12 protein-coding genes are annotated in these 16,549 nt (G+C 61.1%); 6 read left to right on the top strand and 6 right to left on the bottom strand.

Annotated elements, in window-relative coordinates; all coding sequences use genetic code 11:
- Positions 1-113 precede the first annotated feature (113 nt).
- Both BFP89_RS13515 and metR read left to right on the top strand, forming a co-directional pair.
- Complete coding sequence (locus BFP89_RS13515; RefSeq protein WP_256097351.1) at positions 114-5,684, top strand: dermonecrotic toxin domain-containing protein; 5,571 nt, start codon at positions 114-116, stop codon at positions 5,682-5,684.
- Between the two features lie 78 nt (positions 5,685-5,762).
- Positions 5,763-6,680, top strand: coding sequence for a transcriptional regulator MetR (gene metR / locus BFP89_RS13510; protein ID WP_065886448.1), 918 nt, complete (start codon positions 5,763-5,765; stop codon positions 6,678-6,680).
- 143 nt (positions 6,681-6,823) lie between these two features.
- Here metR and BFP89_RS13505 read toward each other — a convergent pair whose 3' ends face one another.
- From BFP89_RS13505 to BFP89_RS13495, 3 genes are read right to left on the bottom strand one after another with little or no spacing between them, the layout of a single operon-like run.
- Positions 6,824-7,330 carry a GNAT family N-acetyltransferase gene (locus tag BFP89_RS13505; protein ID WP_065885971.1) on the bottom strand — a complete coding sequence of 169 codons (507 nt, stop codon included), beginning with the start codon at positions 7,328-7,330 and terminating at the stop codon, positions 6,824-6,826.
- Positions 7,327-7,740 (bottom strand): NUDIX hydrolase, encoded by a 414-nt coding sequence (locus BFP89_RS13500; RefSeq protein WP_065885970.1) that lies wholly within the window; start codon positions 7,738-7,740, stop codon positions 7,327-7,329. The genes BFP89_RS13505 and BFP89_RS13500 overlap by 4 nt, the downstream gene beginning before the upstream one ends.
- Positions 7,737-9,050 (bottom strand): HD domain-containing phosphohydrolase, encoded by a 1,314-nt coding sequence (locus tag BFP89_RS13495; RefSeq protein WP_065885969.1) that lies wholly within the window; start codon positions 9,048-9,050, stop codon positions 7,737-7,739. The genes BFP89_RS13500 and BFP89_RS13495 overlap by 4 nt, the downstream gene beginning before the upstream one ends.
- Positions 9,051-9,274: 224 nt before the next feature.
- Here BFP89_RS13495 and BFP89_RS13490 point away from each other — a divergent pair, with 224 nt between their 5' ends.
- Positions 9,275-10,243, top strand: coding sequence for a cytochrome-c peroxidase (locus BFP89_RS13490; RefSeq protein ID WP_065885968.1), 969 nt, complete (start codon positions 9,275-9,277; stop codon positions 10,241-10,243).
- The gene (locus BFP89_RS13485) at positions 10,240-12,042 is read left to right on the top strand and encodes a DAHL domain-containing protein (protein WP_083208057.1); all 1,803 of its coding nucleotides are present in this window, start codon (positions 10,240-10,242) and stop codon (positions 12,040-12,042) included. Before BFP89_RS13490 ends, BFP89_RS13485 begins: the two co-directional genes overlap by 4 nt.
- A 58-nt stretch (positions 12,043-12,100) precedes the next feature.
- Here BFP89_RS13485 and BFP89_RS13480 read toward each other — a convergent pair whose 3' ends face one another.
- The 3 genes from BFP89_RS13480 to BFP89_RS13475 form a co-directional block, all read right to left on the bottom strand.
- Entirely contained in the window at positions 12,101-12,406 is a 306-nt protein-coding gene (locus BFP89_RS13480) for a HigA family addiction module antitoxin (RefSeq protein WP_065885967.1), read from the bottom strand.
- A gap of 8 nt (positions 12,407-12,414) precedes the next feature.
- Complete coding sequence (locus BFP89_RS27470) at positions 12,415-12,693, bottom strand: type II toxin-antitoxin system RelE/ParE family toxin (protein ID WP_083208056.1); 279 nt, start codon at positions 12,691-12,693, stop codon at positions 12,415-12,417.
- A 171-nt stretch (positions 12,694-12,864) separates the two neighbouring features.
- Positions 12,865-13,329 carry a hypothetical protein gene (locus BFP89_RS13475; protein ID WP_065885966.1) on the bottom strand — a complete coding sequence of 155 codons (465 nt, stop codon included), beginning with the start codon at positions 13,327-13,329 and terminating at the stop codon, positions 12,865-12,867.
- A 179-nt stretch (positions 13,330-13,508) separates the two neighbouring features.
- Here BFP89_RS13475 and BFP89_RS13470 point away from each other — a divergent pair, with 179 nt between their 5' ends.
- Both BFP89_RS13470 and BFP89_RS13465 read left to right on the top strand, forming a co-directional pair.
- Positions 13,509-15,128 (top strand): FMN-binding glutamate synthase family protein, encoded by a 1,620-nt coding sequence (locus BFP89_RS13470; protein WP_065885965.1) that lies wholly within the window; start codon positions 13,509-13,511, stop codon positions 15,126-15,128.
- Positions 15,129-15,301: 173 nt separating this feature from the next.
- Entirely contained in the window at positions 15,302-16,432 is a 1,131-nt protein-coding gene (locus BFP89_RS13465) for an OpgC family protein (RefSeq protein ID WP_065885964.1), read from the top strand.
- The last annotated feature ends 117 nt before the right edge of the window (positions 16,433-16,549 follow it).

The following is a 16,549-nucleotide window of genomic DNA, read 5'->3' as shown; positions in this document are numbered from 1 at the left end:
TCGATGACAGTTTGATGAAGAGTGCCCAGCGGTCAGTCGATAGCTATATGCAGCCGACCGGTCGGCGCGTCGACCTCTAATAGGGCTTTGGTCTTCTAGAGCGAATCAGTCCCATGCTTGCTTCCATTGTCCTGCCTGCAGCGACACACCCATTATTGCAACCGACCATCGACGCGCCTCTGTTTTCGGACGCCACGCAACGCCTGCAGGATTGCCGGTCCGAGCTGCTCACCCTGATGGCCGGTATTCCAACGCTGCGTAGCACGATCAACCTGATGCTCCACGAGCAGCTTCAACTGGACGGTGAACGCGTGACCCTGGTGTTCCCCGCCACCGAGCAACGGGGGCGTAGCCGGATAGCCCTGACCGATGCTTGCCTCTACATGCAACAACACCCGGCATTGGACACCACGCACGTGCCGCAGGCCAGCGTGGTCGACCTGCCACCGGCCCATGCATTGGCGCAGTACACCGTCGCCATGCTGCTCGATGAACTGAAAGTCCTCGACCTTGAGCAAAGCCTGGATGACCAGTGGCTGCGCTACTGGCGTACGCAGCGCGCGCCTCATTCGCCGGTCACTTGCTACAAGCGGGTCATAGAGCTGTACCGAATTCACATCGAAGCCAGCGCCGAGCGCGCGCTCGCCGAGGGGCAGGTCCACACCGAAGTCCTGGACCCCGTGTTCTCGCTGCTCTATCCAGGGCCGGCCACGGCGCAGGCGCCAACACGCTACACCGAGCACGTTTTTCTCAAACCCCACGGCGCCCACGCCATCGCCCTGCCCGGCGCCTGGGTATTGAGCCTGGATACAGAACCGCCGGTCAGCCAATTGCTGTACCTGCCGACACAGGTGCCGGCATGGCAGGCATTCAGCAGCCGTGGGGCCATGGAGCGCTCGGTACTCGACCGCCAGCAAGCGCTGTTCGGCAGCACCGAGGTCGATCCTTTGGCAAGGGTCGAATACAAGGTCAACAGCAACCCGCTGGAAATGGGCATCACTCTCTGGTTGAAGCAGTTGACCGAGGAACAGTACCAGGACGCTATCCGCCCGCTAGCGAACGTGCCGCTGCACGACGCATTCCTGGCCCTCCAACACGTCGACGGGCTTGATGCCCAGCGTAAAACCCGATCGCTGTTTGCCGCGATGCCCGCACCGCCGGAATCGGCTGCCGACCCCCTGATCACTGCACACCTCCCTCAATTCGGCCTGCTGCACAACGGTGTCGATAGCCACCAGCGCAAGGCTTTAATGCAACACCACCGTCATGCGCTGGAAAACCTGCTGGGCAATGACACGCCAACGAGTGAGCGCTGGCAGTCATTCAAGCAACAATTGGACGCCCTCAGGGTGCAACAGCACGCCGCTGAAACGGCGGCGCGCGCCATGCTCAATCGAGCACCGCTGGATCTCGACGCGCTCAACAGGCACTACACAGCGCTGTACCAGGCTCGTTTGCAAGGTTTGCGGATCGAGGCGCGCATCCAGCGCACCCTGGCGCAGATCAGTGAAGACGAACTGCACCTGATCGAAAGCGCTCTGGCCTCCCCCGCGCCTGACGTCGTCGCGCTGACACTGTCGGTCACTCAAGCCGACCATTCAACGCCAACCCGTACCGAACTCAATGGGCCACTGGTGTGGCTCCCACCCCGGGACGAATCGACGCCAGGGCCCCATGACGGCGTGCATTTCATTTATTGGCCCGGCAGCGACGGCGGCTTGCAGCGCTTCGATTCGCGCCAGGCCCTTGAAGAAAGCGTATTCGGCATACAACCCCAGGATAAGCAACTGGCCCTGCAGTTCACCACGCTCACCCGGAACCCGTTCGACCATAGCCTCAGCAGCCAACAGCTTGCCTTTGAAGACCAGGCCGCGCGCATACGTCAGGCCTGGCCAGGCGATGAACACGCCTCACAACGTGCCGCAGCGCTTGAAAAGCTGCGTGCGCAAACGCTGCCGGGCCTGTTGATACCCGATAACTCGGCGCGCGAGGCGGCGTACCTGTTGCTCATCGAGCAGCACAATGCTCGCCTGCTGGCCGAACAACTACCGTCATGGCTGGGCGCCCAAACCGTCGAAAAACGCGAGGCCCTCAAAACGCTCCTGCGCGCCTACGTACCTGCGTTGAAACGTGCGCAAGCGCTGCTGGAGCGCTCCCTGCCACCGCGCGACGTGTTCGTGAGGCGCAAGATCGACGCGCGTATACGCAAGGATTTCGCCATCCAGAAAGGCTTTACGCTCCAACTGGAGATGCCCGACTCGGTGGAGCAGCGACGCGACACCATCGCCGGCTCCGCGCCGGGCACTGCGGTCAAAATCATTGACGTGCCCAGTGCCAAGCGCAGCAAGGTATCCGTGGACGATCTGGCGCTACGCAACCTCGATGCCGATCTGAGCCTGCGCCTGGGGTTCGTGAGCGTCGAAGTGACAGCCGACGCCGTCGACGAAGGTGACACCTTAAGGGCAGGCGTCACAAAGCGCTATCTGGCGAATCTGGTCACCGACCTCGACCTGGCCAAACAATACGAAGCCCGTATCCTCGAAGCCTTCAAGGGTGCCCCGGGGGAATCCATCCATCAAAAGCGCTACCGCCGCGAATGCCTGGTGGAGCCGTGGCGCCTGATGCTCAACATACAAGGCCTGTTGGCGCGCATGCAGAACCACATCAGCGCCGACGCACTGCAACTGCTCCAGACCGCCATCGATGCCGACACCCAGGCCGCCTGGAACGCAGACGGCAAACGCATCCGCCTGCTACCGGCCCACCTCAGTGCCGGCGGCGCGGATACACGCCAGCAAAGCCAGATCACGCTGTCGGGCATCACCTTCATCGAAGAACAAAACTCGGGCAACACCTTGCTTTACCTGCCCGACGCACCTGACGAACGCTACCTGCGCAGTTATGCCAGCCTTGAGCAGGCGCGCATTGCCCTGTTCGAACTGTGCCGGCTCGACACCATGGTGCAATACGTGGCGGGACGTGCGGTCCAGGGCGATGTGCGGGCACACGTCCAGCGCATCGACCACGCCACCGTCAAAGGCTACGACGCGATGATTCAGGCAGGTTTTCCCTGGCCAACCACCACCACTCTGGCCACCCACCAGTTGGACGCCCACATGGGCCGTCTGCTGGAGGCCCATCGAAAGGAGGCGCGCTCCAACGACGACCTGGCCCATGAAAAATACGCGCTCCAGAGTGGCAAGGTATTCAACGGCATCAAAATCGCCCTGTCGTTCATCCCCTTTATCGGCACGGCAGTGTCCCTGGCAGACGCCACCACCAGCCTGTATCAAGCCGTGGCTGCATTCAGGCGCGGTGACACCGCGCATGGCATCGATCAATTGGCTTCGGTATTCGAATGCCTGGTGTATGCGGCCATGGATGCGCTGGCGATTGCCGCTGTACCCAACGCGCGTGGCAGCGCGGCGCGGCAACTGAATGCCGCCCACCAACTTAAACAGGGCGTCGGCCTCAGCGTCTGGCGCGCCATGAAATCACGCCAGGGCGCGACTGCCCGACAACGCTTTGCCGGCTATGAACACCCCGGCATCCTTGAGGCCGGCAGCCTGCAACCCGTGCAGACCGGGCCCTATCGCCACACGCTGCGCCATACCTCAGGCGAACATTACATTCTGAGTGAAGGCCGCCCTTTCAAGGTCAGGTTCGACGCCACCACCCACGAAATGCGATTGGTTGCCCAAGGCAAGTATTACGCCCCGGCCATTGCCCTGGATCAGGCCCTGCAATGGGATACCTATGGGGCCCTGCATGGCGGCCACCTCACCGGTTATGGCGGCGGCAGCCGGCGGACAAGAGGTGGCGCGTCGCGGGCACAGGCGAACGTCCCGGCGGCTGTCGCCCGGCAACTGCCTGCGGCGGCGCTTGAGGTCAACATGCAGCGCCTCGGCCTCGGCCAGTCACTGCTAAACCAGGCGCGTGACTTTTATGGCCAGGTCACCACGACCACCCACCACCTCAAGAAATTCACCACTGACTATCCGGACCAGTCCACCGTCGCGCCGCAAAAGCTGGCGGACAGTAAAAACCTGGACATCGCGCTGAACAGGGACATTGATAACGGCAAGAAAATGCATGCGTCGTTCGAAACGGCCAAGCAACAGCACGTGCATATTCGCGACCTCGACTATGCCGAGGAACTGAACAGAACAGCGCACATCGTCGCGGATCGCTTGAATCATCTGATCCAAAATGCGAAAGACCGGGCCAGCGTTCTTATTGACCGGACAATCGAGATCACCGGCCAACTGAACGACTCATCTCACACCCCTGGCTTACGTCAAGCACTGGCCCGTGAAATCAGACAGTGTCGCCTGGACTTGCTGGACGAGCTGGACACGATAGAGCGCTCGATGAAAGACATGGGCCAGTGGGTCAAGCACATCACCGCCAGACACACACGCACGGAGATCTCCTCCTACTTGAATGCCTGGAAACACCGTTTTACCGACCTGCGCCTGGCCAGCATGAGAAGCAGTAATCTCATGCAGGCGCTCACTCTGCGCACGGACACGATGACCATTGACTGGCTGTTCCAGGAGGTCGCCGTGCATCAATCCAGGAGCAAGTTCGACCGTGCGCTGACCACGCACATGACCCTCAACGAGACCAATATCAGCCGGGTAGAACGCAACCGGGTATTGCACAACTGCATTAACGTCTACGAAGAACTGTCCCGTGACCTGAGCGCCTGGAACGCAAGCTCGCCGAACCATTTCGACAAAAGCTTTCTCACGCGCCTGCAAGACGACCTTGAACGCCTGATCCGAAAAGCTCAACGTGCAATCAAAAAACCCGTCTCCGAACCAAAGCCGACCGCCACGCACGCCGTCTTCGAAACCGAAGACGGGCAATTATTGATCGGCACCGAAAAACCGGCGGGGCAACAGTCCCCCAGGCAGTTCATCATCAGCGACGCAGACGGCGCACCCGTTGAAGTCTGGGACAAGATAGGCGATGGCAACACCTATCGCCTAAACACGCTCCAGAGCCGCCCGGTAAGCGCCCCGCTGCCGCTGCCGAGCGACATCAACAGCGTCGTCGCAAATGCCCAGGCGCGCTTGAGGGCAGCGGACACCTTCGAAAACCATGTTCGAAGCTACAAGACCATGGAGCCGGTCAACCTCGAGCACAGGCTGGTCACCGAAGCCAAAGAGCTCAGGTCCCGCGCCAACAATGTGCAACGCCTGGACGCCGAGCACCCGATTATCGAACAACTGCGTACCCGCGCCAGCGCACTTGAGCAGGCCGGGGAAGGCCTGAGGATCCAGCGCAGCCTGGAAAGCAAAACCCCCACCGAAGGCTACCTGGATTACCTGATCGGCAAGGGCCGGGTGGTGATTCGCAAGAAAGGCCCCCGCCAGAAGCTCAGGGATAAACGCCCGGATGGGCAAGATGACTATCTGCAGGAGTATGAGGTGTACGACACCGGCAAACAGGGGCCGGCCGACAAACCGATCTGGTACGCGCATTTTCACTATGACGCGCCGCATTCACCTTTCGACGGTTTCTCCAAGGCACATTTGAAGCGCCACGATCAACAGTACCTGGGCATGAAATGGCAAGCCGCCAGGACGGGGGCCGGAGCGACCTTTGCGGACACAGCCATCTGGCGCGGCAATATCGACAAGCCCTTTGCACGCGCGCACTTCCAACCACTGGGGTGAACCGAATGGCGCGAGGGCCAACATGAATACGGCTCAATGTCTTATCATTGCGCATAAATTTAATTCATGGAGACCACCGTGCTCGAAATCCGCCACCTCAAGACCCTGCACGCGTTGCGCGAAGCCGACAGCCTGGTGGAGGCCGCCGAGCGTCTGCACCTGACCCAGTCCGCGCTGTCCCACCAATTCAAGGAGCTGGAAGAGCGCCTGGGCATGCAGTTGTTCGCGCGCAAGACCAAGCCCGTGCGCTTCACCAGCGCCGGCCTGCGCCTGCTGCAACTGGCGGACGCCACCCTGCCCTTGCTGCGCGGCGCCGAACGCGACATCGCGCGGCTGGCTGGCGGTACGGCAGGGCGCCTGCACATGGCCATCGAATGCCACAGCTGCTTCCAGTGGTTGATGCCGACCATCGACCAGTTCCGCGATGCCTGGCCTGAGGTCGAGCTGGACCTCGCCTCCGGCTTTGCCTTCGCGCCATTGCCGGCACTGGCGCGTGGCGACCTGGACCTGGTGGTGACCTCCGACCCGCTGGAACTGCCGGGTATCTCCTATGTGCCGCTGTTCACCTACGAAGCCATGCTCGCCGTGGCCAATCAGCACGCGCTGGCAAACAAGGCGTACATCGTGCCCGAAGACCTGCTGACTGAAACCCTGATCACCTACCCGGTGGAACGTGACCGCCTGGACATCTTCACGCGCTTCCTGGAACCGGCCGACGTCGAGCCCGCCCAGGTGCGCACCTCGGAGTTGACCGTGATGATGATGCAATTGGTGGCCAGCGGCCGTGGCGTGTGCGGCATGCCGCACTGGGCGCTGCATGAATACAGCTCACGTGGGTATGTGAAGGCCAAGCGGCTGGGCGAGAAAGGTTTGTTCGCCACGCTGTATGCGGGGATTCGGGAAGACATGCTGGATGCGCCGTACATGCGCGACTTTTTGCTGACGGCCAAGGACACGTCGTTTTCCACCCTGGATGGGGTCAGTGCAGTGCGCTGAGCGCCGCCGGCAAACAGGTGGGGCTTGCCCTGATGTTGTAGGAGCGAGCTTGCTCGCGAAAAACTCACAGGCACCGCGTTCAATCAGGAAGCACGCGCTATCGTTGAGGTTTTTCGCGAGCAAGCTCGCTCCTACAGTGGGTATCAGTGATCGGTCAATTCGCGCCACAGGTGGATCTTGTCGAAATACTCATCCCCCACCCGCACCGCCAGCGGCTCCAGGCCGTACTGGATGAACCCGCAGCGCTGGTAAAGCGCAAGCGCTGCCTCGTTGCCGGCAGTCACCGTCAGTTGGATCAATTTCAGGCGTGGATGCCGGCGGGCTTCCACCAGCGCCGCCTCTACCAGTTGCCGGCCCAGGCCTCTTTGCTGATAAGCCTGGGTCACGTACATGCCGAACAGGGTCACTTTGTGCCGCGCCTTTTCCCGAGGCTCGAATGCCAACCCGACAATACCCGCCAGTTGATCGCCCTCGAAGGCGCCGAGCAGCCGATCCAGCGGGCTGTCGAGGCGTTTTTCCCACCAGCTCAACGGCATCGCTGCGCGCTCGGCAACGCTGGAGGTGAACGCCTGGGGATAAGCGCCGTAAGCCTCAAGCATCAACGCGCGATAGGCTTGCGCATCGTCGGCGTCCAGCGGGCGAATCATCACGCGCCAGCCAGCGAGTCGCGATAGAACGGCAGGATCAAATCGCGCGTCAGAGGCGCCAGGTGCAGACCACCGTCGCCCGCGGGATCGATCCAGCGTATTTCTTCAATTTCAGCGGCCGGGGTGACCGCCACGTCGATGTGCAACTGGAACAGCTCGGCCTGCACGGTGAAGCCCGGTTCGTTGGCGGCGGGCGCAGAGAACTGGCCGAGGTACAGCGCTTGTGCCGGGTCGATGTGCAGGTTCAGTTCTTCATGCAGCTCACGGGCGAGCGCCTCCACGGCTTGCTCGCCAGGGTCGATCTTGCCGCCCGGTTGCATGAAGGCCAACGTGCCGCGCTTGCGCACCAGCAACGTTTGGCCCTCTTTATCGATCAGGACGGCGGCGGCGATGCGAATGGTTGAGTGGCTCATGCAGGAAGGGTTATCTCGTCAGGTTGCTTGATAAATACGCTGTATTTTGCCCCCTCCATCGCCTCGAATGCGATCAGTTTGTCCACCAGCGGCAGGTTCAGCACCTTGCCGGCGTTGAGCAATAACATGCCATTGTCGGCATTGAGGTTGCGCGCCAGCACCATACCGTCCTCCAGCTCGCGGGTGGTAAGGACTTTGACCGTGGGATCACCCAGTGTCACATCGCTGAGAAAGGTGGCGCAGGCCTGGACAAAATCCTCGACCAATTGCGGGTCATACAGGCGCCCGGCGTACTTGCGGATATACAGCAGCGCTTCGTCGCTGTTCAGGTGCCGCTCCAGGATCAGGCCCTTTTGCAGCTCGATGAAGTCCACGGCCAACTTCAACAGCCGCGAACCCGGCGGGATCGCGTCGCCCTTGAGGTGGTCGGGGAACCCCGAGCCGTCCCAACGCTCCTGGTGATGCCGAATGATGCGCGCCGCGTCCTTCATCGGCTCCAGGGTCATCAGCAACGACTCGCTCTGGGTCGGGTATTCGCGATACAGCTCGCGGTCGGTGCTGTGCAGCCTGTCCGAGGGCGCAACCATCATGCTGTCGTTCCAGCTCAACTTGCCGATGTTGTACAGCGCGGCGGCCATGGTCAGGTCGCGCGTGTCGGCTTCATTGATGGATTGGGTGGTGCAGTACACGCGGACCAATTCGATCAACGCGCGGTTGGTCTGCTTGTCCTTAGGCAAGCGCAGGTTGGCCAGCAGGGAAAACACTTCGGTACCGGTCACGTAGCTGCGCTTGAGCTCGTCGTAGGCCAGGTCGAGCATGTCGGCGGTCTGTTGCAACTCGGCGGTGCGCGCCGTCACGCGTTTTTCCAGCGTGGCGTTGAGCGCCTTGAGCTGGTCGTTCTGCGCATGGGTGAGACGCTCGAGCCGCTGGTGTTCGAGGGTTTGCTGCAGGATCAACTGCAACTCTTCGTCATTCCAGGGCTTGCTGATGTAGCGGTGAATCTGGCCGTCGTTGATCGCCTTGACGATGGTGCTCAAGTCGGCATAACCGGTGAGCAGAATGCGGCGGGTGCCCGGGTACAGACGGTGGACCTCGGCCAACAGTGTGGCCCCGTCCATACCGGGCATGCGCGCATCGCTCATCACGAGGTCGATGGGCCGGGTCGCCATGATCTCCAGCGCCTGGGCACCGCCGGTGGCCAGCACGACGTCATAGGGCTGGCTGCGCAACAGGCGGCGCAGGCTGTTGAGGATCGACTCTTCATCGTCGACCAGCAAAACGGCAGGCTTGGTAGCGAGTGGTTCATCCATGGCGACTCTGCCTTCAAATTAAATCAAATTAAGCTCGATGGAACCGGTGTGCCGGGCCTGTCCAGGCCGAGCGCGCGAAAACGTTGTTGATTTGACGCCAACTCACCGTCGATATCAAGCGAGCTCGGCTATGCTGTGGTCAGGGCAAGTCGCCAGCATGGACGACAGTGGGCAGCACGCTACCGACGCCAATCACCAGGCCCCGGGCCGCAAGGAGTGCTCGCTTGAGCAACGTTTCAATCGCTTTCCCCGGCTTTGTTTTCGCGTGGTGCCTGGGCATCGCCGCGCCGCTGGCGGCCGCACCGCTGAACGAGGCGCTCAAGCCTTTGCCGACGGCACCGGTGCTGGACCCGGCCAGGGTGGAGCTGGGTCGCCAGTTGTTCAACGAGCCGCGCCTGTCGGCCAACAACCGGTTGTCCTGTGCAAGCTGCCACCGGCTGGAAGCCGGCGGTGCCGACGACAAACCGTTCTCCCTCGGCGTTGACGGCAAACCGGTGGCGCTCAACACCCCTTCGGTGTTCAACGCCAGCCTGAACTTCAAGCAGTTCTGGGATGGTCGGGTAGACACGCTGCAGGCCCAGGTCGAACAGGTCGTGACCAGCCCGGTGGAAATGGGCAGCGATTGGCAGACCGTGGTGCGCAACCTCTCTGCCCTGCCCGCCTACCAGCGCGCATTCAGGCAGGCGTACCCCGACGGCGTCAGCGCCGCCAATGTGCAAAACGCACTGGCGACTTACGAGCGCACCTTGCTGACGCCCAATTCGCGATTCGATCAGTACCTGCAAGGCAACACCGGGATATTGACCACTCAGGAAAAGTACGGCTACCAGCGCTTCAAGGACTACGGCTGCATCGCCTGCCACCAGGGCGTGAATATCGGCGGCAACATGTTCCAGAAATTCGGTGTGATGGGCGACTACTTCAAGGCGCGCGGTAATCCGTTGGAGTCCGACCTCGGACGTTACCTGCTGACCCGGGACGAAGACGACCGTTACGTGTTCAAGGTGCCCAGCCTGCGCAATGTGGCCGTTACCGCACCGTATTTTCACGACGCGTCGGCCAGCACGCTGGAAGAAGCGGTCGATGTGATGTTCAAGTACCAACTGGGGCGTAATCCGACCCACGAAGACAAGGACCTGATTATCCGATTTCTCAAGACCCTGACCGGCGAACGGGCGGGCAAGCCGTTATGAAACGCCTGACCCGCCTGTATCGCCGCCGCGCCAGCCAACTATTGCTGGGCCTGATGACGCTGTTCCTCGCCTCCACCCTGGTGTTTTTGTACCTCAAGTCGTCCCGCGACCAAACCGCCATCTATACCCAGTCGCGGGACCTGATCCGCCAGCTCCAGCAGCTCAATGCGCAATGGGACAGCGAAGTGCTCAAGGCCCGTATCGCAATCACTCACGACTACGACCCCCTGGTCATGCCGCTGACGGAGATGAACCGCCTCTGGGCGGAACTTGAGAGCCGCGCTACCGACCACGGTGCTACCGACCTGTCGGGCTGGCAAGCCGGCCAGGCGGCCTATCAGGCGGCCATCCAGGAAAAAGCCCGGCTGGTGGACCAGTTCAAAACCCACAACGCCGTGCTGCGCAACTCACTGGCGTTTCTGCCAACCGCCGAAGATGACATCCAGGCCCAATTCAACAGCATTGACAATGAACGCCGGCTGCAGCTGCAGGACGTGGCCACCGACACCTACGACCTGCTGCTCAGCAGCCTGGAATTCGCCCAGGTCACCAGCGACGAGCGCGCCGCCGATATCCTGGTGGGCCTGGGCAAACTGGCGATCAACAAACAAAGCCTGCCCAGTGAGTTCCAGGCGCCGGTGGATATCCTCAGCAACCATATTTCGCTGATCCTGCGCGAACAGCCGGTGGTCAACAGCCTGCTCGAGCGGATTGCCGCCGTGCCTGTGGCCGAGCGCCTCGACGCGCTGACCACCCACCTCAATCAGGACCAGCAGGCCGCCGACCTCGTCGAACATCGGTACCATCGCTACCTTTTAGTGTTCTCGACGTTACTGGTGGTGCTGTTGCTTTACCTGGCCGTGCGCCTGCAGCGCAGTTTCGCCGAGATCAACCGCGTCAACCGTGCCTTGCAGTCGGCCAACGAAACCCTGGAGCAATTGGTGGAGCAACGCACCCAGGCGTTGCAACTGGAAATCAACGAGCGCAAGCACCTGGAAAGCCAACTGGTGCAGTCCGAAAAGCTCGCCTCATTGGGGCAACTCGCCGCTGGCGTCGCCCATGAGATCAACAACCCGATGGGCTTCATTTCATCCAACCTCAGCACCCTCGAGCGCTACTTCAACCAACTGCAACAGATGCTCGAAGCTTATCGACACAGCGAAGCGTTGATCCCGCAACAGGACCCGCGCGACCGGCTCGAGGCATTGCGCGCAGAGCTGGAACTGGATTTTCTCAAGGAGGACATTCCGCTGCTGATCCGTGAGTCCAAGGATGGCATTGGCCGCGTGGTACAGATCGTCAAGGACCTGAAAAACTTCTCGCGGGTGGATAACGACCAGACCTGGCAGTTCGCCAACCTGCAATACGGCATCGACTCGACGCTGAACATCGTCGCCAGCGAACTCAAGTACAAGGCCGATGTGATCAAGCACTACACGCCACTGCCGGACATTGAATGCCTGGCCTCGCAGCTCAACCAGGTGGTAATGAACCTGGTGATCAACGCCGCCCAGGCCATGGGGCCGGAGCGCGGTACCATCACCATCAGCAACGGCGTGGACGGCGACACGGTCTGGCTGCAAGTGACGGACAACGGCTGCGGCATTGCCGCCGACACCGTACAGAAGATTTTCGACCCGTTCTTCACCACCAAGCCGGTGGGCGAAGGCACCGGGCTGGGGCTGTCACTGTCCTACGGCATCGTCAAGAAACACCGGGGGAATATCTCGGTCAGCAGTGAGCTGGGCAAGGGAACAACGTTTCGCGTGGTGCTGCCGATCCGGCAGACGGCGGCGTAGGGCACGCCGCCAAAAAAACCGGATTGCTCACCGGTCTTGAACTGACACGGCTATCGCATCATGCGCAATGCGCAACTTTCTCGACTTCCTTGCAGATCTGAGCGCCCTTGGCAATTTCCGCAGTACGCAAATCATAGGCGGTCTGCAAGTTCAGCCAGTACTGCGCGGATGTTTCCAGTGCAGCCGCCAAACGCAACGCGACATCTGCGCTGATACTGCGACGCATCAATACGATGTCATTCACCGTGGGCGCGGATACGTGCAGCGCCCTCGCGAGCGCTGCCGCAGTCAGGCCCAGCGGCTCCAAGTATTCTTCCTTGAGAATTTCTCCAGGATGTACGGGACGCATGCCATTCTTAAACATGATTCACCTCAGTGGTAATCCACAATTTCAACGTTTTCCGGACCATGAGGCCCCCAAACGAAACAGACCCGGAACTGACCATTGATGCGGATACTGTGCTGCCCTTCTCTGTCACCATACAACTGTTCCAACCTGTTTCCTGGCGGTGACCGCAAATCGGCGAGGTCAACTGCCGCATTAAGCATGCTCAACTTTCGTTCCGCCACAGAAACGATGGCAGACCAACGCCGGGTTCGGCCGGTTTCAAAAAGGGTTCGTGTATCAGCGCATTTGAAGCTTCTTATCATCGCTTAATGCTTAACGTTATTCGTTAATGAATGACTTTACATGGCTTTCTCGAATATTCAACTGACACGGATATACGGCGACGAGCGGTTTGGGAAAACAGTCAAAAAAAGCCGCTTTGGGAACCAGAGCGGCCTTTGAGGAGCGTCGCGCAGTGGCCGATAAAACCGTTGTCACGACTTTCTGGCGCGCAACGCGGTAGCCAGGCCCACGGCATCCGACACCTCGTGCAAGCCGGTTTTGACGGCGCCCGGCGTGGCCTCGTTCTTTCTCACCGCATCGAAGTAGCCTCTGGCGACGGCCTTGTAGTCCCCAGTGGCCGCGCCGACCAGCGCCTGGTCAAAGCCATCTGTACAGGTCTTGTTGAACCCGGCCAGTGCGCCACTGACAGCGCTCTCGCCATTGGACTTGGCCTTTGCAATGCCCAGCAACACGTTACTCATGCCAGGGATAAACCACAGGTTCTTGCCGGCCTCGGCGGCGAACCGCTGAAATTTTCCCGGTTGAGTGCCGTCGCGGTTCACATGGTAAGCCTCGTGCCGAGTGGGCGCGGTCCGCTGCCCGAGCTGAGCGACAGGCTGTTGGGGCAGGCCTTGATTGATAGGGAAATGGCCGGAAACAGCAGACGAGATCGGCATGAGTGATGACTCCAGAGGCAGGGGAAAGCGGGCGTCCTGCACCGATAGTGGCTACCTTTCAGCCAAAGGTTCCATGGCGTGCGCCTGCCGCGACAGGGCCTTCAATCCTTGTCGCGTGTTTGGATACGGGCGCAGAATGCCGGATCGACCTGAAGAGTCCGAACCAAGGAAAAAACCGTATGAGCCTGTCGTTACTAAGCCGTTACGCGTTCTTTGCCGCATGCGTCATATTCACCCTGGCCAGCCTGCCCTTTATCCAACACGAATGGCTGTGGCCCGTCACGCTGGTCACCGGGCTCCTCAGCCTGATCGGCATTTTCGACCTGCTGCAAAGTCCCCACGCCGTGCGCCGCAACTACCCGATCCTGGGCAACATTCGTTATCTGGTGGAAGCCATCCGCCCGGAAATTCGCCAGTACCTGCTCGAATCCGACAGCGATGCCCTGCCCTTCTCCCGGGCCCAGCGTTCGCTGGTGTATTCGCGCGCCAAGAACGAAACCGCCGACAAACCTTTCGGCACCTTGATCGATGTGTATCAGGCCGGCTTCGAGTTCATCGGCCACTCCATGCGGCCCGCACCGTTGAGCGACCCCAGCGCCTTTCGCGTGATGGTCGGTGGCCCGCAGTGCACACAGCCGTACTCGGCGTCGGTGTTCAATATTTCGGCGATGAGCTTCGGCTCGCTCAGTGCCAATGCGATCCGGGCGCTGAACCAGGGCGCCAAACTGGGCAATTTCGCCCATGACACCGGCGAAGGCAGCATCAGCCCCTACCACCGCGAAAACGGCGGCGACCTGACGTGGGAACTGGGCAGCGGCTACTTCGGCTGTCGCACCAGCGACGGCCGTTTCGACCCGCAACGCTTCGCCGTGCAAGCGCAGGACCCGCAAGTACGCATGATCGAAATCAAGATGAGTCAGGGCGCCAAGCCCGGTCATGGCGGGATTTTGCCCAAGCACAAAGTCACCCGGGAAATCGCCGACACCCGTGGCATCCTGATGGGCGAAGACTGTATTTCACCGTCGCGCCACAGTGCATTTTCCACGCCCATCGAGCTGATGCACTTCATCGCCCAACTGCGTGAGCTGTCCGGCGGCAAACCGGTGGGTTTCAAGTTCTGCCTGGGCCACCCGTGGGAATTCATGGGCATTGCCAAGGCCATGCTCGAAACCGGCATCCTGCCGGACTTCATCGTGGTCGACGGCAAGGAAGGCGGTACCGGCGCCGCACCCGTGGAGTTCACCGACCACATTGGCGTGCCGCTGCGCGAGGGCCTGCTGTTCGTGCACAACACGCTGGTGGGCCTGAACCTGCGCGACAAGATCAAGCTCGGCGCCAGCGGCAAGATCGTCAGTGCCTTCGACATCGCCAGTGTGCTGGCCATCGGCGCCGACTGGGCCAATTCGGCGCGCGGCTTCATGTTCGCCATCGGCTGCATCCAGTCGCAGTCCTGTCACACCAACAAATGCCCGACCGGCGTGGCGACCCAAGACCCGCTGCGCCAACGGGCGCTGGTGGTGCCGGACAAGGCCCAGCGGGTATTCAACTTCCACCGCAACACCCTCCATGCCCTGGCGGAAATGCTCGCCGCCGCCGGGCTTGATCATCCGTCGCAGCTGTCGGCCAAGCACTTGGTGCGCCGCATGTCGGCAACCGAGATCAAATTGTTCTCGCAGTTGCATGTGTTCCTCAAGCCGGGCGAGTTGCTCACCGGCGAGGTGAACGGCGAGTTCTATTCGCGGATGTGGCAGATGGCGCGGGCGGACAGCTTTGAGCCGCATGAGGTGGCCGCTGCCTGATTCATCCAGTGAATGCCTGCCCGGATGCCGGGCAGGCCATCGAGACATTCGGTAATACCCAGCCTTTGCAATTGCCTACAAATACCGCCAACCTGCGCCCGCCCGACGCGCGCATACGAAAACGCCCGCGCTCGTTAATCTATATTCAACAACTTGTTCAAGAGCCCGCAGCCATGCTGAACGGACGCGACCCGCGCATCGATTTTTTTCGGGGCCTGGCGTTGATCTTCATATTCTGGGATCACGTGCCCCACAACCCCCTGGCCCATGTCACCGTGCAGAACTTCGGGTTCAGTGACGCCGCCGAAATCTTCGTCTTCCTGGCCGGCTACGCGGCGGTGCTGGCGTACGGCAAGATCCTGCAGCGCGATGGCTACTTCATTGCCTGCCTGAAAATCCTGCGCCGGGTGTGGACGCTCTACGTGGTGCATATTTTTCTGCTGGCGCTGTTGATGGGCATCGTGATTTTCGCCAACAGCCATATCGAAACCCGTGACCTGGTGCAGGAGATGGGCCTGGAGTATTTCCTCAACAATACCCAGCAGGCCCTGGTCGATGAGTTGCTGCTGCGCTTCAAACCCAACCTGACCGACCCGTTGCCGCTGTATATCGTGCTGATTCTCAGCCTGCCCCTCACGCTGCCCTTGCTGTTGCGTGTGCCGAGGGTGGCAGTGGCCATTTCTGTGACGGTCTACCTGCTGGCGCCCTGGCAGGGCTGGAACCTGCCGGCCAGCAACGGCGGGGTGTGGTATTTCAACCCGATCACCTGGCAATGCCTGTTTATCCTTGGCGGCGCAGCGGCCTTGCGTGCGGCGCGCCCGGTTGAACAGCGCCCGCTGCTGCGTCAACCGTTGTTCATCGCGGCGGCGGCTTATGTGGTGACGGCGTGCGTGATCACCCTGTCGTGGCGCTGGCCCGACGTGCACGATGCGTGGATGCCGCGCCTGCTCGGCGAATGGCTGTACCCCATCAGCAAGACCGACCTGTCACCCGTGCGCTTGCTGCACTTCCTGGCGCTGGCCTATGTCACCGCGAAATTGCTCCCCGGTGTCGGCTGGACGCAACAGTGGCTGGCACGGCAACTGGCGCGAATGGGCCGCTACTCCCTGGAAGTATTTTGCCTGGGCGTGGTCCTGGCGCCGTTGGCGGACATGGTCAACGCGCTGACCGGCGATACCTTCGCCATGCAGGTATTCACCGCGCTGGTGGGGGCCGCGATGATGATTGCGTTTGCCGCGTGGCTGGACTTCAACAAGCAACTGGATCAGCGCAGGGCCACTGCGCTTCAGCCGCCGGCTGTCTAGCACAACGCTGTAGCGCCCAACCGTAACCACGATGCGAAGCGAGCCGCTCTTGCTCTTGATCTGCTTTTGATCCTAGGCGCCCCGTTAAACCACGCTGGCCGAACGCAGGCTTGAATC

It is taken from the genome of Pseudomonas sp. 31 R 17, assembly GCF_900004915.1.
GTDB lineage: Bacteria > Pseudomonadota > Gammaproteobacteria > Pseudomonadales > Pseudomonadaceae > Aquipseudomonas > Aquipseudomonas orientalis_A.
This window is presented reverse-complemented; position numbering and strand designations above follow the sequence as displayed.

Coding starts and splice junctions, on each gene's coding strand:
- BFP89_RS13470 (WP_065885965.1), top strand. CDS start 13,509: ATGAGCCTGTCGTTACTAAGCCGTTACGCGTTCTTTGCCGCATGCGTC.
- BFP89_RS13495 (WP_065885969.1), bottom strand. CDS start 9,050: ATGGATGAACCACTCGCTACCAAGCCTGCCGTTTTGCTGGTCGACGAT.
- BFP89_RS13500 (WP_065885970.1), bottom strand. CDS start 7,740: ATGAGCCACTCAACCATTCGCATCGCCGCCGCCGTCCTGATCGATAAA.
- BFP89_RS13480 (WP_065885967.1), bottom strand. CDS start 12,406: ATGTTTAAGAATGGCATGCGTCCCGTACATCCTGGAGAAATTCTCAAG.
- BFP89_RS13475 (WP_065885966.1), bottom strand. CDS start 13,329: ATGCCGATCTCGTCTGCTGTTTCCGGCCATTTCCCTATCAATCAAGGC.
- BFP89_RS27470 (WP_083208056.1), bottom strand. CDS start 12,693: ATGATAAGAAGCTTCAAATGCGCTGATACACGAACCCTTTTTGAAACC.
- BFP89_RS13515 (WP_256097351.1), top strand. CDS start 114: ATGCTTGCTTCCATTGTCCTGCCTGCAGCGACACACCCATTATTGCAA.
- BFP89_RS13465 (WP_065885964.1), top strand. CDS start 15,302: ATGCTGAACGGACGCGACCCGCGCATCGATTTTTTTCGGGGCCTGGCG.
- BFP89_RS13485 (WP_083208057.1), top strand. CDS start 10,240: ATGAAACGCCTGACCCGCCTGTATCGCCGCCGCGCCAGCCAACTATTG.